A 24,786-nucleotide genomic window follows, 5' to 3' on the forward strand; every position below is an offset into this window, starting at 1 on the left:
GCACGACCGCGGAACACGCCGCCGTCGCTGGTCAGGTCACGGGGGCGGTGGTCCGGTCATCGTATAAAAACCGTCCCTGCCCCCGCGCTCAGACGACCGCGAACAGCAAGGAGGACACCGCACTGACGACCTCCTCCCACACCGAATATCCCGTCGTGATACTGAGGACGGTGTCGGTGGCGAAAAACAGGAAGACTCCGGCTCCGACGAAATGTGCCTTTCGCAGGTCGAAACGGTGGGAGAACCGGTAGAAAAACAGCGCGTTGGCCAGGCTGACGGGGATGATCGCCGCCATCTCCCCGGCCCAGATGGCCGCCCCGGCGGTGTACTGGGTCGCGAGCGTGATGGTGATCAGCTGGGTTTTGTCTCCGAACTCGCCGACGGCCATCATCGCGAAGATCCCGAGAAAGGTCGCCGCCCGCTCGGGGAGGTCGACCCCGAACACCGATAGCTCCCGGTCTATGGAGTCGAACCCGCCGTCGGTCTCGGTCGTCCGGGGGTCTGAATCCGGTGCTGGCGCTGACCGGAGCAACAGCAGGCCGAAGAGCAGAAAGAACCCCGCGGCGATGAGGTCCAGAGCAACCGGCGGGAGTGCGCCCTGGAGCGCCTGCCCGAACACGATCTCCAGGGCCGTCCACCCGGCGAACGCGCTGCCCGCAGCCGCGACCACGACGAACGGGTTGTACCGGGTCGATAGCCCCGAAATGATGAGCTGGACTTTCTCCCCGGGCAACACCGCGAGCTGCGCCGTGGCCGCGATGACGAACACTTCGGCGAAGCTGGCCACGTTAGACCACCTCGGCGTCGTCGGTCATTCGAGTGTTTTAGACGGGTCTAATTAATAACCCCGGCGGTTAAAAATCCATCACCCGGGGCGGGCCACCACGGCGAGGTGGTCCTCGTGCCGCGGGTCGAGCCGCCGACGCGCCAGCAGTTCGTACCCCTCGGCGAGCTCCGCGGTGACGTCCTCGAAAACCGCCTCGGGGTCGCGGGTGACGTCCTCGCTGCGAGCCTTCACCGCGAGCAGCAGGCGGCCACCGTCCTTGAGGAACTGCCGGTTCTCGAGCGCGACCGCGGCCTGTCCCCGCGTCGCGACGTCCTGGACGATGACGTCGACCGGCTCCACGACGTGTGCGTAGGTCTCGGGGCGGCGTGCGTCTTTCAACAGCGGAAACAGCCGGTCGCGGTTCCGCGCGACGGCCACCAGGTCCCTGACCGGTCGGGGAGCGAACTCGACGGCGTAGGTCGGTCCGGCGAAGTCCGCGACGTGACTCGCCGTCGTTCCGGCCGCTGCCCCCAGGTAGAGCACCGTCTCTCCGCCCGCCAGCCCGGTCTCCATCCCCGCGTCGAGCATCGCGCCGAGCTTCGACCGGGCGGGGTCCCAGGCCCGCCACTCGCCGTCTGTGGCCTCCTCGGAGACCTGCGGCCCGCGAGTCGCGAGCGTCCGCTCGCCGCCGACGGTCCGGTACTGGACGCCTTCGGGCAAGCTCATGCGTCCTCACGAGCGCGGATGCGCTCGATCCGTCCTTCGAGCTCCCGGTCCAGGTCGGGTCGCCTGTCCCCGCTGTAGTGGTCGACCCGGGCCGCGATGGTCAGCTTGCCGGCCAGCGCCCTGGCGGCCGACCCGCGCTGCTCGGGGTCGGTCCCCCGGACGTACTCGTGGGTGTAGATGACGCCGTGTTTCGGCGACGGCGCCCCACCCTGAAGATGTGCGAAGAGCGCGTCCTCGGCTCCGAGCACCTGGAGGGTCCCGCTGGGCTTCTTCGCCAGCGCCTCCAGCCCGCCCGCGAGCGAGACGAGACGGGCGGCGAGGACGGGCCCCGCCAGCGCCGACAGGTTCGGAGCCACCGACGGCGCGGTCCGCTCGACGTGCCCCCGGAGCGTCGCTGCGTCCTCCTCCAGGGCCCGGACGCGCTCTGCGAGGGAGACGAGTCGCCGCTCGCCGGGGGTCTCGGGCTCGCGGTCGGCCACATCCGCGGCGTCGTCGGGCCACCCGAGGCTGCCGGCCCACTCCGCGACGCGCTCCGCGAGTTCGTTCGCAGTCCGGCTCGCGTCGTCCATCGCCCGGAGGCTGTGCACGAGCTGCCTGTCGTCCGCCCGTTCGCGTTCCCGGCTCGCCTCCGCTGCCGCGCTGACGGTCGCGTCGTGGAGCAGGCCGTAGTACTCGTCCTCGTCGGCCGCGAAGCCGGCGCCGACTGCCAGCGCGGGCCAGTCCGCCGGTCCGGCGGCACTCCCTCCCTCGATCGCCTCCCGGGCCCCGTCTAGGTCTCCCGGGTCCACGTCCTGAAACCACCCGTCGGCGGTGTCTCCGGTCATGGCCGCCATAGACGCCCCGCCTGTAAATGGACTTTCGGTAGCGCGAGACCCGCGACGCGGAGCGCCTCGACCGCGGACTCCACCGGCCGGCCGCCCCTGCCTGGCCGGGTACGATCCGGCTACCGGACCGGAGAAGGCCGCCTGCTGCCGGTGATTTTTATATTCCGGTCCCGTCGTGAGACGGTATGGCACAGACAGAGCCGGCGTGGCTCCGGGCCGAGCGGGAGTACCGCGACGAGCTTCCCGACAGGTGTACGGTCCCCGAGCTGTTCGAGGACAGCGCGGCGCGCCACCTCGACCGGCCGGCACAGCACTACAAGGGCGGCGTCTACGACCGCTCGCTCGCCGCCGAGGGCGTCGTGCAGGCGGCCGACACCGGGGAGTTCGCCAGCCTCTCCTACGGCGAGATGCGGGACGTCGTCCGGAAGCTGGCGACCGGCTTTCGCGAACTCGGCCTCGAGGCCGACGACCGGGTCGGGATCTACGCGAACACGCGCATGGAGTGGGCACAGACCGACTTCTCGGCGCTGGCGGCCGGCTGTGTCGTCACCACCGTCTACACCGAGTCCTCGCCCGCCCAGCTGCGTTACCTGCTCGCGGATCCGGAAGCGAAGGCGGTCGTCGTCGAGAACGAGAGTCTGCTCGACACCCTGCTGGAGGTCGAGGAGGACCTCGACCTTGACCACATCGTCCTGGTCGACGAGCCCGCACGCGGGTACGACCGCGAGGACGTCCACACCCTCGGCGAGGTCCACGAGCTGGGTGCGGCGGCTTACGACGCGGAGACCTACCGGGAGTGGGTCGACGAGCGGGACCCCGAAGACCTCGCGAGCCTGGTCTACACCTCGGGGACGACCGGCGACCCGAAGGGGGTGAAACTCTCCCATCACAACTTCCGGACCAACGTCCGGCAGGTCCACCGCCGGTTCTGCCCCCGGCCGGACAAGCCGCCGGAGATGCCCACGCTCGACGAGGAGACACGCGCCATCTCCTTTCTGCCGCTGGCGCACGTCTTCGAGCGCCTCTCCGGGCACTTCGCGCTCTTCTCCGTGGGAGCGAGCGTCGGCTACGCCGAGAATCCGGACACGCTCACCGAGGACTTCCCGAAGCTCGCGCCGACGACCGCGGGCAGCGTCCCCCGGGTCTACGAGCGGATCTACGAGGCGATCCGCGAGCAAGCCGGCGAGTCCGACGCGAAAGCGCGCATCTTCGAGTGGGCGGCCGGCGTCGCCCGCCAGTACGCGGACGCCGACTCGCCCGGCCCGCTGTTGCGCCTGAAACACGGGGTCGCCGACCGGCTGGTCTACAGCACCGTCCGCGAACGCCTCGGCGGCAACATCGACTTTCTCGTCTCCGGCGGCGGGAGCCTCAGCCCCGACCTCATCCGGCTGTTTCTCGGCATGGGCATCACCGTCGTCGAGGGGTACGGCCTCACCGAAACCTCGCCAGTGGTCTCGACGAACCCCCTCGAGGACATCCGCCCGGGGACGCTCGGCCCGCCGGTCGTCGGCGTCGAGACCCGCATCGACGAGTCGGTCGTCCCACAGGAGGAGTTCGAGGCCGCGGGACAGGTCGGGGAACTGCTCGTGCGCGGCGACAACGTCACCGAGGGGTACTGGGAGAAACCCGGCGCGACCGAGCAGGCCTTCACCGACGGCTGGTTCCGGACGGGCGACATCGTCGCGGAGTCGCCCGACGGCTACCTGACCTTCCGGGAGCGCCTCAAGCAGCTGCTCGTGCTCTCGACGGGCAAAAACGTCGCGCCGGGCCCCATCGAGGACCGCTTTGCAACCAGCGAGCGCATCGACCAGATCATGCTCGTCGGCGACGGCCGGAAGTACGTGGCCGCCCTCATCGTCCCCAACTTCGGACAGCTCCGCGCGTGGGCCGCCGAGGAGGGCGTCTCGCTCCCGGACGACGAGGAAGCGCTCTGCGAGGACGACCGCGTCCGCGAGTGGGTCCGGGAGGCGCTCGCGGCGGTCAACGCGGACCTGTCTCCCCACGAGTCCGTCGAACGGTTCGAACTCGTCACCGAGGAGTGGACCGCCGAGAACGGGCTGCTCACACCGTCGATGAAGAAGAAACGTCGTGAAATTACCGACGCCTACGAGGAGAAAGTCGACCAACTCTACGCCGAGGAAGCCGCCGCGGACTGACGGGCGGGTTCCGTGTTCCCGCGGCCTGTCGCCGGGCCCGTCAGTCCGCGAGCACGCGGACCGTCCGCGTGCGGGGCCCGTCACACTCCACCAGCAGGACGGACTGCCAGGTCCCCAGGTCCGGCCCCCCGTCGCGCACCGGGACCGTCACACTCGGGCCCACCAGCATCGCCCGGACGTGCGCGTCGGCGTTGCCGTCCAGCGCGTCGTGGTCCCACCCCTCGTCGGGGACCAGGTCGGAGAGGGCGGTCTCGAAGTCACCCAGCAGGCGCGGTTCGGCCTCGTTGACCGTGACAGCGGCGGTGGTGTGGTCGACGTGGACGGTCGCGACCCCCTCGGCGTCGTCGGGAAGCGCCTCCCGGACCCGGTCGGTCACGTCGACGACGCTCAGCCGCGCGCCGGTGCTGACTGAAAAGTCGGCCATACCGGACGGACGGCGGGACAGGGGAAGTACGCTACGCCGTCAGGCGAGCCACTCCTCGGGTTTGGTGTCGTAGTCGACGTCGGTGGCCGCGAGGTGTTCGACGGTCTCCCGGTCGAGCTCTTCCTCCGAGAAGTCCATGCCATCGTACCGGATCTCCAGCCCCTTCTCCTCGGGAGTGGGCTCGCTGTCACGCCGGCGGGCGACTTCCACGTCGTGTTCGTCGTAGCGTTTGACGACGGTCCGGAGGTTGACCGGCCGACCCCAGAGTTCGAACACCCGCTCGAGGGTGTCCTTGGCCTGCTCGATGTCGAGGGCGACGCCGTTGTACTGGTGCTCCAGCAACAGCTCGTTGCGGTTGTCGTAGTTGCCGTCGGCGACGACGATGGTGGGCTTCCCGAAGTTGGTGAACTGGAGCATCAGCTTCTTTTTGACGTCCGCGGCGTCGGTCGAGGTCGCCCGGTAGTCGTCCGAGGCGTGCATGTACTCGTAGGTGAAGTAGTCGTGCTCGTCGACGAACTCCTGGGAGAGAAACTCGTCGAGGAAGGTCACGTCGTTGTGGCTCTCCCGGACCTCCCGCATCCGGTCCCAGCCGACGGTGTAGTCGACCTCCGCGAGTGCCTCCTCGATACCCTCGTACCGGTCGCGCTCGAACATGTACCGGGAAACCCGCTCGAGTTCCTCCTGGCCGACCCGCGAGAGGAAGCCGCGGTTCTGTGGCTTGGTCAGCGAGTAGTGCCGCTCCGCGAGCCCCTCGTAAGTCAGCAGCTTCCAGGGATACGCCTCCAGGTCCAGTTCGCCGGCTCGCGCGGCCTCGAGTGCCTCGGCGTCGACCCGGGGATCGTCGGGGTCGACCGTCGAGAGGTCGAATTCGGTGGGTGCGGCCACCAGGTCGTCCGGCTCGAGCAGGTCCTGGACCGCCTCGAAGTCGACGATGTCGTGGAAGTTCCGCCAGGTGACTCCCTCCACGCGGAGCAGGTGCTCGACGACGTGGCGGCGGTTGGTGGTGTTCTCGACGTACTGCCACAGCTCCAGCCCCAGCTTGTAGGGGTTCAGCCCCGGAGACCCCAGCACCTGGCTCATGTGGTCGGCGTAGGTGAGGAACTCGTCTGCGCCCGCGAAGTTCTCGTCGGCCATCATCAGCGACTCCCAGTAGCTGGCCCACCCCTCGTTCATCACCTTCGTCATCTTCTGGGGCGCGAAGTAGTACGCCTCCGCTCGGAGGATCTCGAGGACCTCCCGCTGCCACTCCTCCATCTCGACGGCCTTGCCGGCCTCGGCGTCGTACTGACGGCCGTGCTTGCGGAGGAAGGCGAGGATGTCGGGCTCGGGTTCGGCCGGGAAGCTGGCACCCTCCTCGTCGTCAGCCTGCGCGTCGAGCCACTCGTCGTCGAAGACCTGCCGGCGGACCTCCTCGGAGATGTTCAGCTCCTCGAGTTGCTCGTCGATCTCCTCGGGCTCGAACTCCGAGGCTTCCTGGTGGGTGTCGACCGGCTCGTAGGGGCGGTGCTGGTCGATGTTGTCCTCCAGACAGAGGGCGTGGTCGACCCACTTCTCGACCTCCGCGCGCTCGATGTCGGGGTCCTGCATGTACTCCCGGATGGTGTCGGCGTGGCGCGCGAGCATCGCGGTGGCGTCGGGGTCCTCGGCGAAGAGGCCGAACCACTGGTTGTTCGCGAAGAAATCACTGTGGGCCTCGACGTGAGTGATCACGGCCTTCTGGTCGGCCAGGGAGTTCGACACCTGCAGGAAGGCGTGGGCGGGGTTGTCGTTGTTGACGATCTCGAAGGCCTTCCCGCCGAGGAACTGCCCCTGCTTCTGCTGGCGGTCGTACTGCATCCCCCACCGCCAGTGGGGGTACCGCGTCTGGAACCCGCCGTAGGCGATGAGTTCGTTCATGTCGTCGTAGTCGACGACCCAGTAGTTCACCGGGAACGGGTCCAGCCCCAGCTTCCCGGCCAGGGTGGCGGCCTCCTCGACGGCCTCCTCTAACTTTTCGGCCTCGCGTTGCATCTCGATCTCCGATTGTCGGTCTCTCATTCGTCTGCCTCCTCCTCGGTGCTGAGGATCTCGTAGATCGCCGTTGTCACGTCCTCCGGCCCGGAGACGTACGCCACGGCGACGTTGTCCGAGCCCCGGAAGTGGCGCTCGACCTCCTCGGCGTGGGTCGCGTTGATCGCGTTGCCGCTGGGCTGGGTCTCGACGTAGGCGTGCAGGTTCGCGGGGATCTCCTCCATCATCGGGATCACCCGCTCCTCGGTGTCATTCGAGGAGTTCTCGGAGTCCCCCGCCGCGAAGACGTAGCGGTTCCACTCGCTCCAGGGGTACTCCTCCTCCAGGACCTCGGCGGCCAGGTCGTAGGCGCTGGAGATCCGGGTTCCCCCGCCGGAACGGATCCCGAAGAAGTCCTCGCGCTCGACCTCCCAGGCCTCGGCGTCGTGGGCGATGTAGACGAACTCGGCGTTGTCGTACTTGCCCTGCAGATACCAGTCCAGGGGGGTGAAGGTCCGCTCGACCAGCTCCCGCTTTTTCTGCCGCATCGACCCGGAGACGTCGCGGATGTTGACCACGACGACGTTCTTCTCGCGCTCCTCGACGATCTCGGGGTACCGGAACCGTTCGTCCTCCCGGCGGAAGGGGATCTGGTCGACCCCCTCCCGGCGGATCCGCTGGGCGGTGTCGACGCGCTCGACGTTCGCCTCCATCTCCTCCAGGCTGGCCCACTTGGTCTTCTCGTCGTCGGGGATCTCGGCGTAGGCCTCCTCGACCCAGGGCCGGGAGACCGGGAGGTTCTCGTCGGTGCGTGCCCACTCGAAGACCGTCTCGGGGCCCCACCCGTCGACCTTCAGCGCCTCCCGGACGTAGCCGCGGTCGAAGTCCATCGCGAGCTTGCGCTTGAGTCCCTGCTTGAACAGCCGCTCGAAGTCCAGCGTCGAGGTGGGGCCGGTCCGGGTGATATCCGTGAAGTCACCCTCCGTCTCCTCGACGACCTGCTTGCCCTTCGGGTCCAAATCGAGTCCCAGCTCCTCGTCGAGTTCCTCGGCGAACTCCTCGGGGTCCATCTCGTAGTACTCGTGCTCCCCACCCTCCTCGCCGGGGTCGCCGTCCTCGTCGCCGTCCTCGGGCTCGCCGACGGGCTCGCCGGGCTGGGGCGTGTCGCCGTCGCCCTGACCGACCCCGCCCATATCCCGCTGGTCGTACTCGAACTCCGGGAGGTCGACGATCTTGATCGGGATCCGGACCGAGTCCTGCCGGCTCCCGCCCATGTCGCCGTACTGGATGAACTCCGCCAGGTCCTGGCGGCGGTTCTCCCCCACCTCCCGGTAGCGCTCGAGGTCGTCTCTCAGTCCCATTCGCTCTCACCTGTCAGTCCCATTTGTAGCTCACCTGGCTCATGACGTGTCTGCTCGTCAGCTCCGCGGAGGCCTCGCTGTAGTCGTACATCTCCTGGAGGTTCCGGAGCGTCGACTCCTTGAGGTCGGCCGTCTGGGTGCCCGCCGGGGGATTGTCCCACTGGCGGGGGTCGAAGTCCTCGAAGGTCCGCCGGACGTCGTCCCAGTCGTGGCTCCCGAGCACCGTGCGGATGACGGGGATCTCCTTGGGGTTGACGTCGCCGACCGCGAAGTCCTCGTCGCGGTTGTACCACGCGTGGCGGTTCAGCGCCGTGATCACCTTCTCGGTCCGGAACGCCCTGACCGGGTCGGTGGGCTCGTTGCCCTCGTAGTCGCCCTCGTCGAACCGGCCGAGGTGTTCGACCTCGAAGACCTTCATCTTCAGCGGGTCCGGGTCGACGTACTCCCCACGGTCGTTCTCGATCTGCTCGCCCTCGGCCCACGCGTAGACGTGCTCGACGTACTCCTCGACGGTCCCCTCGTCGACCCGCTTTTCGCGCATCATCGCGTCCAGCACGTCCTCCTCCTGGCGGCCGAAGATGTAGTTTTTGACCGGCACCACCCGCTCCTCGAACTCCGCGGCCTCGGTGTTCGAGAACACCGGCGCGGTCGTCAGGTCGTCGGCCATCGTGTTCAGCACGTCCCGGGGCATGATGACCCGTTCGACGGCGAGCTCGTCGTGGAACCGGTCGGATTCCCTGTTGAGCAGGTCGGCGACCACGTCCCGGGTGAACGTGACGGGGATCCCGCCCTCGCCGTCGCTCCCGCCCTCGCCGAAGTCGAAGTCGTCGATGTCGACGCGCTCGTCGCCCTCCTGGAGGTACCCCCGGTCGAACAACAGCGCCTTGTCGACAAGGTCCAGCCCGCCGGGGACGTCCCCGGCGTCCAGCCGGGTGACGACGCTGTACAGCGCCGCCGCCTCGATGGCGTGGGGCGCGAGTTCGCGCTCGGTCACGACGTTGTCGTCGCCGCGGACGTCGACCCGCAACGGCTCGCGGATCCACGTCTCGAGCTGGTCCCAGGAGTCGGCCTTCCAGACGGCGGTCTCGTTTGTCAGCTCCCGGCGGAGGAGTTCGGCCTCCAGCGAGAGGTTCGTCAGGTAGCGGAACTCCCACTTGTCGAGCCGACGCTTGAGCGCCTTCAGCGGGTCCTGGCCCTCCCGGTCGGCGTGCTGGTTCAGCGTCGCCTCCAGGTCCGGGTTCGAGATGATCACCAGCTGGGTGTCGACGTCCATCCCGATCCCCTTGTCGAGCTTGACGTGGCCCTCGTCGGGGACGTTCAGCAGCTTCTGGAGCAGGTCGGCGTGCTGGGCGGCGTCCTCGACGATAGTCAGCAGACCGTTGCCCTGCGAGAGCACGCCGTCATACGAGAACGCCTGGGGGTTCTTCCGGCCCCGCGACCCCAGCTCGCGGAGCATCCCGTTCATCCACGACCCGACCAGACGCTCCTTGGGGGGGCCCTCGTCCTCGCTGTGGAGCACGCCGATCCCGCGGCCGATGTCGACGACGAAGTTCTTCACGCGGAGGTGTTTCGGGTCCGTCACCGCCGAGAACAGGTCCTCGACGCCCTGCCGGCGGTACTGCTCCTCGAGGTGCTCGTAGGCCTCCCGGGAGAACGGGTCCAGGTCGGCCTCCAGGCGCACCGGGATGTGGTCGCCCGAGGCCGCATTGAGCTCGGCGAGGACCTGCTCGCGGACCTCCTGGGGGAACACCGACAGTGGGTGTGACTGGACCGGGCTCTCGTACCAGTCGTCCTCGTCGGGTGCGGCGTCGCCTCCGTAGGTCAGGCCGGGCGAGTCACCCGCGCCGGCGACGTTCCACTCGACGGTGTACCGCCGACCCTGGTCGGTCTTGGAGTACTCCCGAAGCCCGTTTATCAGGCAGCGCTTGAGCTCCGACTTCCCGGTGGCGGTGGGGCCGTCGACCCAGATGATCTTCTCCTCCTTGCCGCGGCCGGCGGCGATAGAGCGCAGGTCGTCGACCAGCCCGTTGAGCACGTCCGTGTTGCCGAGGATTGCGTGCTCCCCGTCGTTGTGGGGGTCGTCGAAAAAGCGGTAGCGGGTCTTCTCCTCGCCTTCCTCGATGACGGTCCGGGTGCCGGCGTCCTCGATGGCCTCCAGCAGGTACTTCGAGGCGTGGGCTGCGAGTTCGGGCTGCTCGAAGAGGGCGTCGACGTAGGCCGCGAGACTCATCGGCTCCTCGTAGGCTCCCTCGAGCGCGCGGTCGGCCGCTTCGATGAAATCCTCGGTCATCGCGGTCAGTCTTCGATCTCGCTTTTGGCGACCTCGGCGCCCGCGAACTCGAGCACTTCCTTCGCGCCGCCCTCGGAGTAGCCCTGCTCGATGAGGGCGTCGATCCACTGGCTGCGCTCCTCGTCGTCCATGTCGCCGCTGGAGACCAGCGCCGAGAAGTTGATGTTGTGTTTCTTGTCCTCCCAGAGCTTGCGCTCCAGCGCGCGGCGCAGGCGGTCGTTGTCCTGGGGGTCGAAGGACACGCCCTCCCGGGCCCGGCGGGAGACCCAGTTGGCGACCTCCTGGCGGAAGTCGTCTTTCCGGTCCTCGGGCAGGTCGAGCTTCTCCTCGACGCTGCGGAGGAACTGCTCGTCGGGCTCCTGCTCGCGGCCGGTGATCTCGTCCTCGACGGTGTCGTCGTCGATGTAGGCCATCACGTGGTCCATGTACTTCTCGCCCTGGCGCTGGATCTCGTCGATGTCGTAGGCCAGCGCGTGGCGGACGTCCTCGATGGCCCGCTCCTTGTACTCCTCGCGGACGAGTTCGAGATACCGGTAGTAGGTCTCGAACATGTCCGCGGAGATGGAGCCGTGGTTCTCGAGGTTCCCCTCCAGGTGGTTGAACGTCGTCAGCGGCGAGAGAAAGCCCCGGTCCCGGTGCATCGAGTCCATGATCGCCTCGGCGATCTCGTCGCCGACAAAGCGGGCGGAGACCCCCTCCATCCCCTCGCCGATGTCGGCTTTCGCTTCGGCCTCCTCGCGGAGTTTCTTGACGTCGGCGTCGTCGGTCTCGTCGATCTCCCCGTTGTAGGCTTTGGCCTTCTGGACGAGGTCGATACTCGACTCGTCGGGCTCCTCGATCCGGGTGAGCACGCCGAACAGACCCGCCATCTCCAGGGTGTGGGGCTCGATGGAGATGTCGGGCAGGTCGGCGTTCCGGAGCATCTTCCGGTAGATGTCGGCCTCCTCCTCGTACTCGAGGACGTACGGGAAGTCGATCCGCTTTGTCCGGTCGTTGAACGCCTCCATCTTCTCGTCGCCTTTCTTGTCCCGGTACTCGGGCATGTTCGTCCGCCCGACGATCACCTGGTCGATGTCGATCCGGGGGTTGTTCTTCGGCTTGATCGTCTGCTCCTGGGTCGCGTGCAGGAAGTCGTACAGGAACTCCCGCTGGAGCTTCAGCAGCTCCTCGCCGGAGAAGATGCCGCGGTTGGCGTTACAGAACGCGCCGGCGTAGTCGAACGCGCGGGGGTCCGACTCGCCGTAGATGGCGATCTTCGAGTAGTTGACGTCACCCGTCAGCTCGGTCTCGTCCTGGTTTTTCTTGTCCTTGGGCTCGAAGGTCTCGATGGCCTGGCGCTTGTTCTCGTTCGCGAGCAGCCGGACGATCTCGACGTGGTTCTCCAGGACGGCCTGGAGGTCGTCGCCGTAGTGGGCGAGCAGTTCGTCGAGGTAGAACTCGCTGGCGGGGTCCAGTGTCTGCTCGTTGCGGACCGTGTACGGCGCCTCCAGCGCCTCGTTGACGTCTTCGAGGATGCGCTTGCGCTGCTCGCGGGGCAGGAGCACCAGCGGGTCCTGGTTCATCGGCGACCGGACCACGTCGTCGGCGGGGTCCTGGTCGGGGATGATGTCACAGAGGTTCGTCCACCGGAAGGTGTACATCCGCCCCTCGTCACGGCGGGTGTAGTCCTCGAAGTAAGCCCGGACCTGGGAGTCGAAGTCGGACTTGCCCGAGCCCACCGGCCCCAGAAGCAGGAGAATGCGGCGTTCGGGACCGAGCCCGCGGGCTCCCGACTTCACCTTGTTGACGAACTCGTGGATCGCCTCGTGGATCTCCCGCCCGTAGAAGGTGTTCTCACCGTCGTGCAGCGGGTCCTCCGCGGCCAGTTTGTACTCGACGATCCCGCGGTCCTCGTCGTATTCGGTGCCGTAGAAGTCGAACATGTCGGCCACCCGCTGGTGGGCCGACCGGGCGACCTTCGGGTCGGTGATGACCTCCGAGAGATACCAGTCGAACGAGTGTGTCGTGCGGAGGTCCTCGGGGATGGTGTCGCGGTACTCCTTGCTGAGGGTTTCGAGCGTGTGTTCGCTTGTCATGCTTTGTGGGCGTGACCGGCGGCCACCGCGCGACGGCGGCCGTGCGGGACGCTACCGGGGGACCGACGGCTCCGGGCGGCCACGTGGGTCCCTCGTGTCGGCGGCGTCGGCGCAGGTCCTGTCATGTGTTTCCATACCAAGGTACGTCGTCCCCCGGCCGGTCGCGAGTGGTGGAGCGGCCGACGGAACGGTACCGGTACTGTTTATTGTAAGAGAACTTCGGAAATATAAGTCTTCTTGCGGTGACGGGTCCCTCGGTTCCGAGAGACCGTCGATCGGCACGCAGACCCGGGGACGGCGACGGCAAGATTTACGACGCGAGTTCGATGCCGGCTCGCTTTCCGCCCCCATTTAAATAGTCTCACCTCGCCGACCGGGGCACTGAAGCGGTGCCGGCCACAACAACGGGCATGGCACTGGAGGACGTCCCGGAGGGGTGGGTGGTCTGGCACGAGGAGCCGACGAAGCTCGTGCTCGCGTACCGTCCGGACGTCTTCGACTCGACGGCCTTCCCCGCTCCCTGCCTGCCGACGGTCTACGCGACGAAGGGCAAGCGGGACCGCCGGCCGGGTCGGAACGTCCCCGACCCCGACGACCCCTGGTACGTGACCCTGTACCTCGAACCCGACGTCGCCCGCGAGACCGAGTCGTTCGACACCCGCGAGGCTGCCGCTGCCGGCGCCCGCGACCTCGCGCGGGCGTTCCACGCCGGGGAGCTCGACTACCGCGCCCTCTACCAGGTCCCCCGCGAGGCGTATCTCGACCGGCTGGACGAGCTGACCGGCGGCGGGACGACGGGAAGCGGGGACTGAGGACGGGGCGGCCGGCCCCGGGGGATTGAAGCCCACGGGTCACCCAGAGCGGGTATGGCGACGCTGACGCTGATCGGGACCCGGCTGGCCCAGGAGGGCGAGGAGTTCGTCTACCGCGGCGAGGCGCCGGGCTGTGAGGGCTGTCCCTACCGCGACCAGTGTTTGAATCTCGTCGAGGGGCGCAAGTACCGCGTCGAGAGCGTCCGCGAGGGCGCGAGCACGCTGGAGTGTGCCGTCCACGACGCCGGCGTGACCGCCGTCGAGGTCGAGCCCGCTCCCGTCCGGGCCAACGTCGCCTCCAACGCCGCCTACGCCGGCAGCAAGGCGTCCCTCGAGGGTCCATGTCCGCACACGGAGTGTCCGAGTCACGAGTTCTGCGAGCCCGCCGGCGCCGACTTCGACCGGGAGTACCGGATCGACGAGGTGCTTGGCGAGCCGCCCCACGACTACTGCATGCTCGACCGGGAGCTGACGCTCGTGGAGTTCGCTCCCCCCGACCAGTGAGAGTCGGCCTGCCCGGGCCGTGGACCGGCTGTTACTCCTGGATCTTGATACCGGTCCTGTTCAGGTAGGCCTCGAAGGTCTGGTCCTCGCCGGTGATGATCCGGCCAAGCGTCGCCTGGTAGGGCGTGATCGTGTACGGCTCGTTGGGTCCCTGTGGCTGCTGGGGCATCGGGATGTGCGCCCGGAAGTTGTCGACGCTGGCGATGGTGTGAACCTCGACGGGGGAGTTGCCGTAGTAGACGGTGTAGCTGAAGCTCTGGCTCCCGGCCTGGAGGTTGCGGGTCCAGGGGGCCTGGATGTTGGGACTGACCTGGTTCTCCCGCTGGATGCGCAGCGACACGTCCTCCCGGAACGTCCACGTCCCCCGGTCGGTGAACGGGATCCACCCCTGGTGACCCGATCCCTCGATGCGCCCCTGAATGTCCTGCAGCGACGTCATGCGACTGCAGCGTCGGCACGGGCCGACATAAACACACGGGGAGTTCACACGGCGAGTTCCGCGCTCTGTCCCGGTTTCCGGCCCCGGAGCGGCCAGGCTCAGGGGAGTGTCCCGACCCGGTCGGCCGTGTACCCGAAGACGTGTTCGTACCCCTCCGGGGACATCAACACCGGGTAGAACCCCTCCTCGGCGACGACGTCGACGCCGTCCGCGGCGGCGAAGGCCGTCCCCTCCGGGACCTCGGTGAAGTTGTCGGCGTACACCTCGTACTCGCTTGCGGCCTCCTTGGGGACGGGGTCGCGCAGCCGGAACACCGGAAGCCCGTCGGCCGGCGGTCGCTCCGCCTCGGGGAGCACGCCGACCGCACCCAGAAACGCGCGAGCGACGCGGGTGGCGTTCGCGGCTGCGGTCTCCGAGCCCTGGTAGCCACACTCCACCTCGATGGTCCGCGGGATCGACTCGAACAACCGGCCGTCGGTTTCGGTCCCGGCGTCGACGACCGCGTCCACGCCCAGCCGCGGGCAGATGTGACGGGCGTAGTCGGTGATCCTGTCGACGATCGCGAACGGTTCGCCGTAGGACTGTGTGGAGTGCATCGAGAGTGCGGTGCAGTCGCCGAAGCGCTCGCCGATCTCGGCGGCGAGTCTCGACTCGTGAGTGTCGCCGCCGGGGTCGCCGGGAAACGCCCGGTTCAGGTCCTCCTCGAGGTACCGTTCGCCCGCCGCGAGTGCCTCCTCGTTGGCGACCACCAGCGCCACCGGCTTCTCGACGTCGGGGTCCTCCGCGAGCAGGTTCTCGACCGCCCGCATTCCGCAGGGCTCGTCGCCGTGGATGCTCCCGATGACGACGTACTCGGGGTCCCCATCACCGAGCTGTTCGACACGCATCTGCGGGGCCTTCACGCCGGAGGAGTATTAGTGGGACGATCCGGAACCGTCTGACTCTCCGCGGCCGTCACTCCCCGCCCAGCGGGAGCTGGGTGATGTTCTCCAGAAAGCCCGCTCCCGGAACGTCGCCGTCCCGGGTCTGTCGGGCGGCGGCGCGGTTCAGCACCGCCCGCTGGTCGCGCTCCTCGTCGACCCAGTCCAGCGGCGTCGTCACAAACGGGCGCACCTCGATCGTCGTCGCCCCGCCCTCCCAGACGAGTTCGAGCTCCATGTCCGGGCTCGTCTCGCCTCTCATCCACTCCCGGGCGGTCTCGGGACCGAACGCGGGGGTCTCCGTCACTGTCGACCCGGTCAACGGAACTGCCCGCTCGCCGTCGTACCAGAACCCGTTGACCATCCGCTCTTCGGGGTGTTCTGCGAGCCAGAACGACAGGTGGTTGTAGGCGGTCCCGTCCTCGAAGGCTCCCGAAATCCAGAGCCACTCGGCGTCGCCGGCCCACTTCCGTCTCCCCCAGGAGTGGTCACGTTCCCCGACGCCAGCGAACGCGCGCTCGCGGCCGTCGACCGTAACCGTCCCCTCGACGTGTGTCGCCACCTCGTAGCGGTCGTTTCTGGGTTCGTCGGGAAACGTCTCCCCGTCGGAGTAGTAGAACGGGTCGTGGCGGCTGGTGAGCGTGCAGTCGACCGACAGTGTCGCCGGGTCACCCTCGCCGGCGAGTAGCGCCGCAGGCTCGTCGGCCGGCGTGGCAGTCACCGTCCCCTCGACGCGTGCATTCCACTCGGCCGGCAGGTCAACGGGCAGGAGTTCGACCGTCCAGTCCTCGCCCCGGACGAGGAGGCCGTGGGTGTCACCGGGCGAAACGGCTCGCTCGCGGAGCCAGTAGACGGTCCCGTCCGCGATGAGATAGAAGAACACGTTCGCCTGCTTTCGGTTCGGATAGAACCCGACCCGACCGTGCAGGGCGACGTCCTCCTCGGCGCCGATGGCGTCGAAGTAGTGACTCTCGCTCCAGTACGTCTCCGCTCCCGGTGCGTGGAAGAACTCGTCGGCCTCGCGCATACGGTGTCCAACCGGTGCATACATTGATAGGTATTGCGTCGTTCGTTCTCACACATCATGACAACAGATAGCATGGCTGTCGACGAGCACGCGCTTCGCTCGTCGCTCTCCAGCGAGCTGGGCGCTGCGGATTCTTGCTCGCTCGAGCCCCTGGAGGGTGGAAACGCCAACGAGACCAGTCTGCTCCAGTGGGACGAACAGGAGTTCGTCGTCCGCCGGGTGCCGCCGGCGGAGCCCGCCCCGGAACTACTCCACGACCTGGACCGGGAGTACCGGGTCCTGGACGCCCTCGAGGAGACGTGGGTCCCCACACCGGACGTCGTGACGTACTGTGACGACGAGACCGTTCTGGGCGAGGAGTTCTACGTGATGGAGCGGCTGGAGGGGGAGGTCTTCGACACGCAGCCCCCGGCCCGGTTCCGTTCGCCGGAGACGCGACAGACGGTCGGGGAACAGACTGTCGACAGACTGGCGCAGATCCACCACATCGATGCCGACCGGGTCGGCCTGAGTGACCTGGGGGACCCGGCAGGCCACACGGAGCAGCTGGTCGAGAAACTCACGGCTCAACTGGAGTGGGCACAGCAGCGGACGGGCGAGACGCGGGAGCTGCCCGTCTGTTTCGAGGTGGCTGACTGGCTCGCCGACAACGTTCCGCCAGCACCGCACGCGACGCTCGTCCACGGCGACTACAAGCTGGACAACCTCCTGTTCGGTATTCCCGACGCTCCCCGGATCACCGGCGTACTGGACTGGGAGATGGCGACCCGCGGCGACCCCCTGACCGACCTCGGGTGGGTGCTTTCCTACTGGGCGGAGGCAGAGGACCCGTCGCCGATCACCGACGGCATCGAGGCGGCCTACGGCGACCACGAGCAGTTCCCGGTCCTGGAGGTGTTCGTCGAGGAGTACTCGGCGTTCATGACTCACCCGGAGTATCACAGCCGACAGGAGTTGGTCGACCGCTACGAGAGACAGACCGGCATCGAATACGACCACGACCGGTTCTACCGCGCCCTCGGCGCGTTCAAGCTCGCGGCACTTTGCGAGGGGTTCTATCGCATGTATCTGGAGGACGCGCCAAACGTGAAGGAGTCGTACCCTGCGATGGAGCTCATCGTCCCGGCGCTGGGCCGAAAGGCGCGCCAGATCATCGAGGGCGAGGTCCCGCTCTGAGGGCGTCGACTCACGCCAGCTCCCTCAGCGTCTCCAGCTCTCCCTCGTAGGATTCGGGGTAGTGGGGGCCGTTCAACCGCGAGTCGACCTCGCCGTCGAGTACGAACAGCGTAGTCGGTGCCCCCGCCACGTCGAACTCCTCGTAGAGCAGTTCGGCCCAGGCCGGGCCGTAGACCGCGAACAGCGCGATGTCCTCCGGAGCATCGAGGAGGTCCTCGAGAGTCTCGCGAACGAGGTCACACGGCTCGCAGTCCTCCTGCCAGACGTACACCACAGCCCGGCGGGTCAGCCCCAGCAGCGTGGGAAGCTGTTCGCCCCCGACCGGGAGAAACGGGTCGGGAACCCCCGCCGACCTCGGCGGCGTCCCCTGGAACTGTGCGAGGACGGCAACCGTCCGGACGAGGTCGTCGTGTGAGAGCGACTCTACCCGCTCGGCGAGCGCACAGTACTGGGCGACAAAGCGGAGGTCATCCTCGCCGAGTGCCGCGAGCGCGTCGAGAGCGTCGGGGTCGTCAAACCGCGCCTCGAGCTCCTCACGGAGAGACTCCCGACGCTCCAGGGTCGTCTCCGTTTCCTCCACCAACTCCTGGAACTCCGCAGTGACGGCGACTGACTCGCCGCCGGCTGTCGGCTCCAGCACGCCGGTCCCGACCAGCGTGTCCAGTAGCTCGTCTGGCTGCATTTACCGTAGTCACTCGGCGATCGTGTATAAATACTGTGCGGCGGGTCCCGTACCTGTGCGCCATCAGCGGGGGCGGGGAGTCTCAGTCCTCCCCGACGGTGATCCGGGGGTCAACCACACTGTAGAAGATGTCGACCGCGAAGTTGGCCACCACGACCAGCGCCGCGATGACGAAGAAGACGAACTGGATGACCGGGAAGTCCCGCGCCCGGATCGCCTCGATGATCGTGAGCCCGAGTCCCGGCCAGTTGAACACGAGTTCGATGAGCACGAGGCCGCTCACCGCCTGCACGATCGAGATCGGGAACAGCGTCATCAGCGGGAGGACGGCGTGTCGGCCCAGGTGTCTGACTCGCCTGACGTAGGGCAGGCCGGTCACCTTCTGGTAGTACGCGAAGTCTTGGCCCATGACTTCCACGTAGCTGGTCCGCATGATCAGCGTCGGCCCGTACATGTACCGGATCGCGACGACGGAGACCGGCAGGATCCAGTGATAGAGGAAGTCGAGTGTCAGGTACTTGCGCCACCAGACGTCGAACCGGAGTTGCGTCGCTGTCGAAACCATGTCTCCCGTCGGGAAGATCCCCAGCCAGACCGACAGGACGACGATCGCGAGGATGGCGGTGAAAAAGCCCGGGAACGACCCGACCAGCGTGACCAGCGTCACCGCCGACCGCTCCAGACGCGAGCCCCGTTTGTCCCCGATGAAGCTCCCGACGACGCCGCCGAGCACGTAGGCGAGGAGCAGGCCCGGCAGTGCCAGGATCAGCGTGTTGACCATCCGGGGCCTGACGTAGTCCCAGACGGGGAGTCGCGTCTGGAGGGACGTTCCCACGTCCAGCATCAGGAAGTTCGTGAGGTAGTTCCAGTACTGGACGTAGAGCGGGTCGTTGAGCCCCCAGCTCTCCCGCAGCTCGGCCACGGCCTCGGGAGACGCCCCCTGATTGAGCATCAGTGTCGTGTAGTCACCGGGCATGAGCCGGAAGAAGAAAAACAGGAACGTGAGGATCACCCACAGCAGGAAGACGGTCCTGAGGCTCCGCATCAGCAGGTATCGAACTCTGCTCATTGGCTCCGAGTCACCTCTCCGAGATGGAACTCCCCGTAGCAACTGGCCGTTCCACCGGACCCGGCGTGGCGCGGATGTCGTCCAGCCACGTCAGACACCCCCGGTGGCCTGGTCCGCACTCTCGAACGACCGGCCGATCAGGTACGTCGACAGCACGGTGAAGGCGATCATGAACCCGGGGACCAGCGCCCACGCCCAGGCCTGTCGGAGATACCCCGAGAAGTACGCGTTCCGGATCATGACACCCCACGAGGGCGTCTGTGCGTCGGCGACTCCGACGAACGCGAGCGACGCCTGGGCGATGATGGCCACGCCGATCCCCAGTGCGAAGTAGAGGATCGCCATCGGGGCGACGTTCGGGAGGATGTGTTTCAAGACGATCCGTCTGGAACTCGCGCCCGACGCTTTCGAAGCCTGGATGTACGGCCGTTCCTTGATCTGGAGGACCTGTGCGCGTATCACGCGGGCGTTCGAGCGCCACAGCAAGATCCCGATGATGAAGATGGCGATCCAGAAGCCGGCCCCGAAGAACGCGACGACGACGAGCGCGAACGGGATGAACGGGATCGCGAAAAACAGGTCGGTGATGCGCATCAGCGTCTCGTCGACGACTCCGCCCAGGTAACCGGACAGGAGGGCGACTGTCAGTCCGATGGAGACGATCATCGTCCCGCCGACCACGCCGGCGATCGCGGTGGGACGGGCGCCGACGATGATGCGCGACAGAACGTCGTACCCGTCGCCGGTGGTCCCCAGCGGATGGGCCACGCTGGGTGGTTCGGCCAGCATGATCCCACCGTCGGGGGCGATGAGCCGTTCGTCGTACCCGTACGGGGCCAGCGACTCGCCAAACAGCGCGAGGATCGCGACGAGCGTGAGAAAGAACAGGGGGATCCGCGTGATGTTCTGTGAGAGCAACCCCCGGATCCCGGCGACCGTGTTCCGGACGACGATGTTGTTCTTCCGAAGCGACTTGATCCGATTCAGGGGACGTTGGAATGACATGGCGGGAGTGTTGACGGGTGTGGTGTCAGACGCCGGCGGGTGTGTACCCTCCCCGGCGCGGTTCCGGAGCCCCGGCCGGGCTCGGTGGCCCGTGCCCCGACAGCAGCGGCCGGTCACGCGGTGTACTCATCGATGTCGATGGGGAGGTCCACCTCGTCGTCCGGCGGCCGGGTGTAGTTGCCCTCGCTGTCGAGACAGGGGTAGTTGTCGGGGTCGGGAGTCCCCTCGGCCTCCCAGCGCGGCGAGAGGTCCGCGTCCTGGGGGTAGTGGAGGTTCCCGTCGTTGTCCCATCCCCACCCCTCCTCGCGCAGCCGCTCCCTGGCTGCCTCCATGTCGCCGCTCACGCTCCCGTTGCCCTGTTCGTAGAGCATCTCGTTCGGTGCGCGTCGCGGGTGAGACGGCGAGGTCGTCTCCGCGTAGATGTCGGGCTCCCGCTCGCCGAGCGTGGTCAGCGCCTCGATCTCCTGGTAGTTGATCGCCATCGCCACGGCCTCGCGGAACTCGAAGAACTTCGTCGGCGCCATCGGCCACTGTGGGATGAGGATCAGTGCCACGGTGCTCTCCCCGGGTGCGATGCTCAGCTGGTCGCTGAACTGCTCTCTGATCTGTTCGCGCTGTGGCGGTGACGTGATGCCCGCGTGGATGTCGCCGGACCGGAGCGCGGAGAACAGCGACGTCTGGTCGGTAAAGACGTTGAACGAGAGGTTTGCGTCCGGATGCGGGTCGAACTCGTGGTGGTCGGTGTACGGCTCGGCCGTGAGTCCCTCGCCGGAGGTGAAGCTAGTGAGCTGGAACGGGCCGCTCCCGACCATGTCCTCGGGGGCCGGCCGGGCGTTCTCGGCGTCTTCCGGCGCGCCGGCGTCGACCCACGTGTCGCGGTGGAGGATCCCCCAGGTGTGGAAATCCCGGGTAACGAGCGGTGCGAACGGCTCGTCGAGCTGGAAGCGGGCGGTGGTGTCGTCGACGGCCTCGACTGTCATCCCGACGTTGGGTGCGTCGAGGAAGACATCCGTGTTGCCGGCGAGGTACTCGAAGGAGAATTTGACGTCCTCGGCGGTGACCTGGTCGCCGTTGTGGAACGTGGCGTCGTCGACCAGATTGACGGTGTACTCGAGCCCGTCGTCGCTGGCCTCGACTGACTCCGCCAGGTCGCTGTTCATGAACCCGGATTCCTCGTTGTTGACGTCCACGTAGAACAGCTTCGAGTGGATCAGATTGTTCCAGGGACCGACCTGGTCCTGGTTGGAGTAGATGTTGGTGTCGTTGTAGTAGTGGGTCTGGTTGTCGGCGATCTCGATGAACTCGCTGTCGCCGACCGGCTCCATCGTCTCGTAGAGCCGGACGTTCTGCGGAAAGAACGTCCCGGTACCGATCTGGTTCTCGTCTATCTGTACGTCACTGGGTCTGTACGCCCACGTGTTGTCGAAGGGTAAGCCGAGATTGATGACCGCGAGGTCGTTGCTCCGGATGCTCTGTGCTTCGTGGAGCACCTCCGTCCGGCGTTCCTGGTCGGGGATCTTCCGCTGTTCGCGCATCAACACGCTGTAGGCGCAGTTGGGCCACTGACTGACGTTCCCGCCGGGGTTACCCGCCAGGTCGATGGTGTACCGCTCCCAGGCGACCGTCCCGTCCTGGGTGTTGCTGATGTAGTAGATCGGCATACTCGAGAACCGGTTGTCGCTGAAGACGTTCCCGACGGCGGTCGCGACATCCAGGGCGGCTATCTCGACGTCGACACCGAGGCGTTCCGGCATCTGCTGACTGAGCGCCTCGGCAGCACTCTCCATCTGGTACCACCCGGTGTAGTGTTGCATCGTCTGTGTCGGGACGCGCTCACCGAGGTCTTCCGCCCCGCCTCCTCCACCGTCGCTGCCGAGGATCCCACAGCCTGCGAGTCCCATGGCACCGGCTGCACTCAGGCTACTGAGCAACGTTCGTCGGTTGATACCATGGCTCTCGTCACTCTGTGACATGATACACAACACCATGCAGTTGATGGATAATGGTTGAGATACCGGATTTATTCTCCGCCTTCGTGTACCGCAGACGGCCCGGGAAGGGAAGGGTGCCGCAGGGCTACCGAACATGTCCACTTCGACCGTCACACCCCACACGTCTGTGACTCCACCAGCCCGTGGGAGACCTATGTTAACTACCCACAAAGCTTAATTCACTCACCTAAGAATGGGGTGTCATGTTACCCCACCAGCGATGGAGTCGCCGTGGTCTGCCGTTTTCACGCGAGCGCGACCCTCCGAACGGCCGGACCTGGGATAGACAACACGCCCGCGGAGGGCCGAGCACGGACCGGACGGCGTCGTGTTCGGGCGACATGTCTCGGGAGATGTCGGCGCCGGCCCCGATTCTCCGGCTCCTGTCCACCGTCTCGTCCCTGTTCGTCCGGACGGGTGGCCCCGAAGAGCGGGCCGGAGGGAGCGTCTGAGATGGCTGAACCCGTACTCGAGGTCGAGGACCTCACGATCAAGTACCGCGTCGACGGCGGCTCGATCTCGGCGGTGACGGACGCGTCGTTCACCGTCGAAGAGGGAGACTACAACGGGCTGGTCGGTGAATCCGGGTGCGGAAAGTCGACGATCGCGAAGGCCATCGTCGGCGGGCTCGACGACAACGGGGAGGTCACCTCGGGGACGATCCGTTACAAGGGCACGGAGATCCAGGATATGTCCCAGCGGGAGCTCAACCGGGAGATCCGGTGGGACGAGATATCGCTGATCCCCCAGAGCGCGATGAACAGCCTCGACCCGGTCCGGAGGATCAGCACGCAGGCCGTCGAGCTCGCGCAGGTTCACACGGACATGACCGAGGAGGAGGCACTCGACCGCCTGCGCGAGCTGTTCGGGATCGTCGGGCTCCAGGAGGAACGGGTCACGGACTACCCCTTCGAGTTCTCCGGCGGCATGCAACAGCGGGCAATCATCGCCTTCGCGTTGCTTCTGGACCCAGCGCTGATCATCGCCGACGAGCCGACCACGGCGCTCGACGTCATCATGCAGGACCAGGTGTTCGCGTACCTCGACAAGGTGCGTGAGGAGCTCTCGACGAGCATGCTGTTGATCACCCACGACATCAGCGTGGTACTCGAGAGCTGTGACAACCTCGCCGTGATGCACGCCGGGCAGGTGGCTGAGACGGGGACGTCGGTCGACCTCTACGAGAACCCACACCATCCGTACTTCATCCTCCTGAAAGACGCGTTTCCGGACATCCAGGCGCCCGACGAGCCGCTGTCTATCATCGAGGGGGACCCGCCCCAGCTACGGGGCGACGTCGACTACTGTACCTTCGTCGACCGGTGTCCGTGGGCCGTCGAAGAGTGTCGACAGGGGATGCCCGACCTCGAACCTGTCGACGCGAACTCCCCCGACCACCTGGCCTCCTGTATCCGGAAGGACGAGGACCTGAACGCGGAGTATCTCGCCGACGACGTCGGTGCTGTCAGGGGTGAGGGCGATGACTGAGGGCGAGCCCCTGCTTGAAGTGGAGAACCTGGAGAAGTACTTCGAGCAGACCGGGGGGATCCTCGACAGGCTTCGGGGGAACGTCGACCACGTCCAGGCTGTCGACGGCGTCTCGATGACACTGCGCGAGAACGAGTCACAGGCCGTGATCGGGGAGAGCGGCTGCGGGAAGACCACGCTCATCAAGACCCTGATGGGGCTGCAGGACCACACCGGTGGCACCATCCGGTTCAGAGGCACCGAGTTCTCGTCGTTCACCAAGTCGGACTGGCGGGAGTTCAGGCGCAACGTCCAGATCATCTTCCAGGACCCGTTCAACTCCCTGGACCCGAAGTTCACCGTCCGGGAGACGGTCCGTGAGCCCCTCGAGATCCACGACTTCGACGACAAGGAAGAGCGGGTCAAGCAGATGCTTCGCGAGGTGCAGCTCAACCCTCCCGAACGGTACCTCGACCAGCTCCCGGACCAGCTCAGCGGCGGGGAGAAACAGCGAGTGTCGATCGCGCGCGCACTCATCGTCGAGCCGGACATCGTCATGGCCGACGAGCCGGTCTCGATGCTCGACGTCTCGACGCAGGCGTCGATCCTCCAGTTGCTCAACGAACTTATCGACGAGATGGGCGTGTCGATGGTCTACATCTCACACGACCTCTCGACGGTGTCGTACGTCTCCGACTACGTCAACGTGATGTACCTCGGCCGCATCGTGGAGCGGGCGCCCACACTCCAGCTGATCGAGGAACCGAAACACCCCTACACGGAGGCGCTCGTCCGGGCCATCCCCCGCCCGGACCCCTACTTCGACCGGGGCCGCGTCGACCTCGCGGGGAGCCCCGGAGACCCGGTCAACATCGGCCCGGGGTGTCGGTTCAGGGACCGGTGCCCGGAGCGCATGGACGTCTGCGAGAAGACGCCCCGATTTCTTGAGGTCGAAGACGACCACGCGACCGCGTGTCACCTCTACTACGACCACGAGGAGGGGGCGCCCGCGCCGGACACCTCGGACGCCCCGACGCAGGCGGCCACCGACCGGATGGACTGACCCCCGTAGGCTTGGGGCCC

Annotated in this window: 21 protein-coding genes; 6 read left to right on the forward strand and 15 right to left on the reverse strand. The window is 67.0% G+C overall.

From position 1 onward, the window contains the following. Positions 1-88: 88 nt before the first annotated feature. The 3 genes from GN153_RS04855 to GN153_RS04865 all read right to left on the reverse strand — a co-directional run bounded on the left by GN153_RS04855 (position 89) and on the right by GN153_RS04865 (position 2,316). The gene (locus tag GN153_RS04855; RefSeq protein ID WP_159900396.1) at positions 89-787 is read right to left on the reverse strand and encodes a TMEM165/GDT1 family protein; all 699 of its coding nucleotides are present in this window, start codon (positions 785-787) and stop codon (positions 89-91) included. A gap of 78 nt (positions 788-865) precedes the next feature. After that, complete coding sequence (locus GN153_RS04860; protein WP_159900398.1) at positions 866-1,492, reverse strand: fibrillarin-like rRNA/tRNA 2'-O-methyltransferase; 627 nt, start codon at positions 1,490-1,492, stop codon at positions 866-868. Further along, the gene (locus GN153_RS04865; RefSeq protein WP_159900400.1) at positions 1,489-2,316 is read right to left on the reverse strand and encodes an NOP5/NOP56 family protein; all 828 of its coding nucleotides are present in this window, start codon (positions 2,314-2,316) and stop codon (positions 1,489-1,491) included. Before GN153_RS04865 ends, GN153_RS04860 begins: the two co-directional genes overlap by 4 nt. Positions 2,317-2,501: 185 nt before the next feature. Between GN153_RS04865 and GN153_RS04870 the strand changes: the two genes are divergently transcribed. Next, positions 2,502-4,472, forward strand: coding sequence for an AMP-dependent synthetase/ligase (locus GN153_RS04870; RefSeq protein ID WP_159900402.1), 1,971 nt, complete (start codon positions 2,502-2,504; stop codon positions 4,470-4,472). A 40-nt stretch (positions 4,473-4,512) separates the two neighbouring features. Here the strand turns inward: GN153_RS04870 and GN153_RS04875 are convergent, their stop codons facing one another. The 5 genes from GN153_RS04875 to GN153_RS04895 are packed head-to-tail and all read right to left on the reverse strand — an operon-like array spanning position 4,513 to position 12,611. Then, the gene (locus tag GN153_RS04875) at positions 4,513-4,896 is read right to left on the reverse strand and encodes a secondary thiamine-phosphate synthase enzyme YjbQ (RefSeq protein WP_159900404.1); all 384 of its coding nucleotides are present in this window, start codon (positions 4,894-4,896) and stop codon (positions 4,513-4,515) included. 39 nt (positions 4,897-4,935) lie between these two features. Beyond that, positions 4,936-6,933, reverse strand: coding sequence for a SpoVR family protein (locus tag GN153_RS04880; protein ID WP_159900406.1), 1,998 nt, complete (start codon positions 6,931-6,933; stop codon positions 4,936-4,938). After that, positions 6,930-8,246, reverse strand: coding sequence for a YeaH/YhbH family protein (locus tag GN153_RS04885; protein ID WP_159900408.1), 1,317 nt, complete (start codon positions 8,244-8,246; stop codon positions 6,930-6,932). Before GN153_RS04885 ends, GN153_RS04880 begins: the two co-directional genes overlap by 4 nt. A gap of 13 nt (positions 8,247-8,259) precedes the next feature. Further along, entirely contained in the window at positions 8,260-10,536 is a 2,277-nt protein-coding gene (locus tag GN153_RS04890) for a PrkA family serine protein kinase (RefSeq protein WP_159900410.1), read from the reverse strand. A gap of 5 nt (positions 10,537-10,541) precedes the next feature. Further along, positions 10,542-12,611: a PrkA family serine protein kinase gene (locus GN153_RS04895; protein ID WP_159900412.1), complete on the reverse strand. Its 2,070-nt coding sequence runs from the start codon at positions 12,609-12,611 to the stop codon at positions 10,542-10,544. 410 nt (positions 12,612-13,021) lie between these two features. Between GN153_RS04895 and GN153_RS04900 the strand changes: the two genes are divergently transcribed. Further along, positions 13,022-13,423, forward strand: a complete 402-nt coding sequence (locus GN153_RS04900; RefSeq protein WP_159900414.1) for a DUF5820 family protein — start codon at positions 13,022-13,024, stop codon at positions 13,421-13,423. Between the two features lie 54 nt (positions 13,424-13,477). Continuing rightward, entirely contained in the window at positions 13,478-13,927 is a 450-nt protein-coding gene (locus tag GN153_RS04905) for a UPF0179 family protein (protein WP_159900416.1), read from the forward strand. Positions 13,928-13,958: 31 nt separating this feature from the next. On the opposite strand, the gene GN153_RS04910 is transcribed toward GN153_RS04905, so the two are convergent. From GN153_RS04910 to GN153_RS04920, 3 genes are all read right to left on the reverse strand, one after another. Continuing rightward, positions 13,959-14,366, reverse strand: coding sequence for a hypothetical protein (locus GN153_RS04910; protein ID WP_159900418.1), 408 nt, complete (start codon positions 14,364-14,366; stop codon positions 13,959-13,961). A 98-nt stretch (positions 14,367-14,464) separates the two neighbouring features. Then, positions 14,465-15,253, reverse strand: a complete 789-nt coding sequence (locus GN153_RS04915; RefSeq protein ID WP_159900420.1) for a succinylglutamate desuccinylase/aspartoacylase domain-containing protein — start codon at positions 15,251-15,253, stop codon at positions 14,465-14,467. Between the two features lie 67 nt (positions 15,254-15,320). Further along, a complete protein-coding gene (locus tag GN153_RS04920; RefSeq protein WP_159900422.1) occupies positions 15,321-16,313 on the reverse strand; it encodes a DUF7065 domain-containing protein in 993 nt (330 codons plus the stop codon). 57 nt (positions 16,314-16,370) lie between these two features. Between GN153_RS04920 and GN153_RS04925 the strand changes: the two genes are divergently transcribed. Beyond that, the gene (locus GN153_RS04925; RefSeq protein WP_159900424.1) at positions 16,371-17,489 is read left to right on the forward strand and encodes a phosphotransferase family protein; all 1,119 of its coding nucleotides are present in this window, start codon (positions 16,371-16,373) and stop codon (positions 17,487-17,489) included. A 10-nt stretch (positions 17,490-17,499) separates the two neighbouring features. Here the strand turns inward: GN153_RS04925 and GN153_RS04930 are convergent, their stop codons facing one another. From GN153_RS04930 to GN153_RS04945, 4 genes are all read right to left on the reverse strand, one after another. Then, positions 17,500-18,171: a thioredoxin family protein gene (locus GN153_RS04930; RefSeq protein WP_159900426.1), complete on the reverse strand. Its 672-nt coding sequence runs from the start codon at positions 18,169-18,171 to the stop codon at positions 17,500-17,502. Between the two features lie 82 nt (positions 18,172-18,253). Continuing rightward, on the reverse strand, positions 18,254-19,240 hold the full coding sequence (locus GN153_RS04935) for an ABC transporter permease (protein ID WP_159900428.1): 987 nt from the start codon (positions 19,238-19,240) through the stop codon (positions 18,254-18,256). A gap of 90 nt (positions 19,241-19,330) precedes the next feature. Beyond that, positions 19,331-20,245 (reverse strand): ABC transporter permease, encoded by a 915-nt coding sequence (locus GN153_RS04940; RefSeq protein ID WP_159900430.1) that lies wholly within the window; start codon positions 20,243-20,245, stop codon positions 19,331-19,333. Positions 20,246-20,358: 113 nt separating this feature from the next. Further along, positions 20,359-22,146, reverse strand: coding sequence for an ABC transporter substrate-binding protein (locus GN153_RS04945; protein ID WP_159900432.1), 1,788 nt, complete (start codon positions 22,144-22,146; stop codon positions 20,359-20,361). A gap of 543 nt (positions 22,147-22,689) precedes the next feature. Between GN153_RS04945 and GN153_RS04950 the strand changes: the two genes are divergently transcribed. After that, positions 22,690-23,724: an ABC transporter ATP-binding protein gene (locus tag GN153_RS04950; RefSeq protein ID WP_159900434.1), complete on the forward strand. Its 1,035-nt coding sequence runs from the start codon at positions 22,690-22,692 to the stop codon at positions 23,722-23,724. Continuing rightward, positions 23,717-24,766, forward strand: a complete 1,050-nt coding sequence (locus GN153_RS04955; protein WP_159900436.1) for an ABC transporter ATP-binding protein — start codon at positions 23,717-23,719, stop codon at positions 24,764-24,766. The genes GN153_RS04950 and GN153_RS04955 overlap by 8 nt, the downstream gene beginning before the upstream one ends. Positions 24,767-24,786: the final 20 nt, after the last annotated feature.

This window comes from Salinirussus salinus (genome assembly GCF_009831455.1).
Classification (GTDB): Archaea; Halobacteriota; Halobacteria; order Halobacteriales; family Haloarculaceae; genus Salinirussus; species Salinirussus salinus.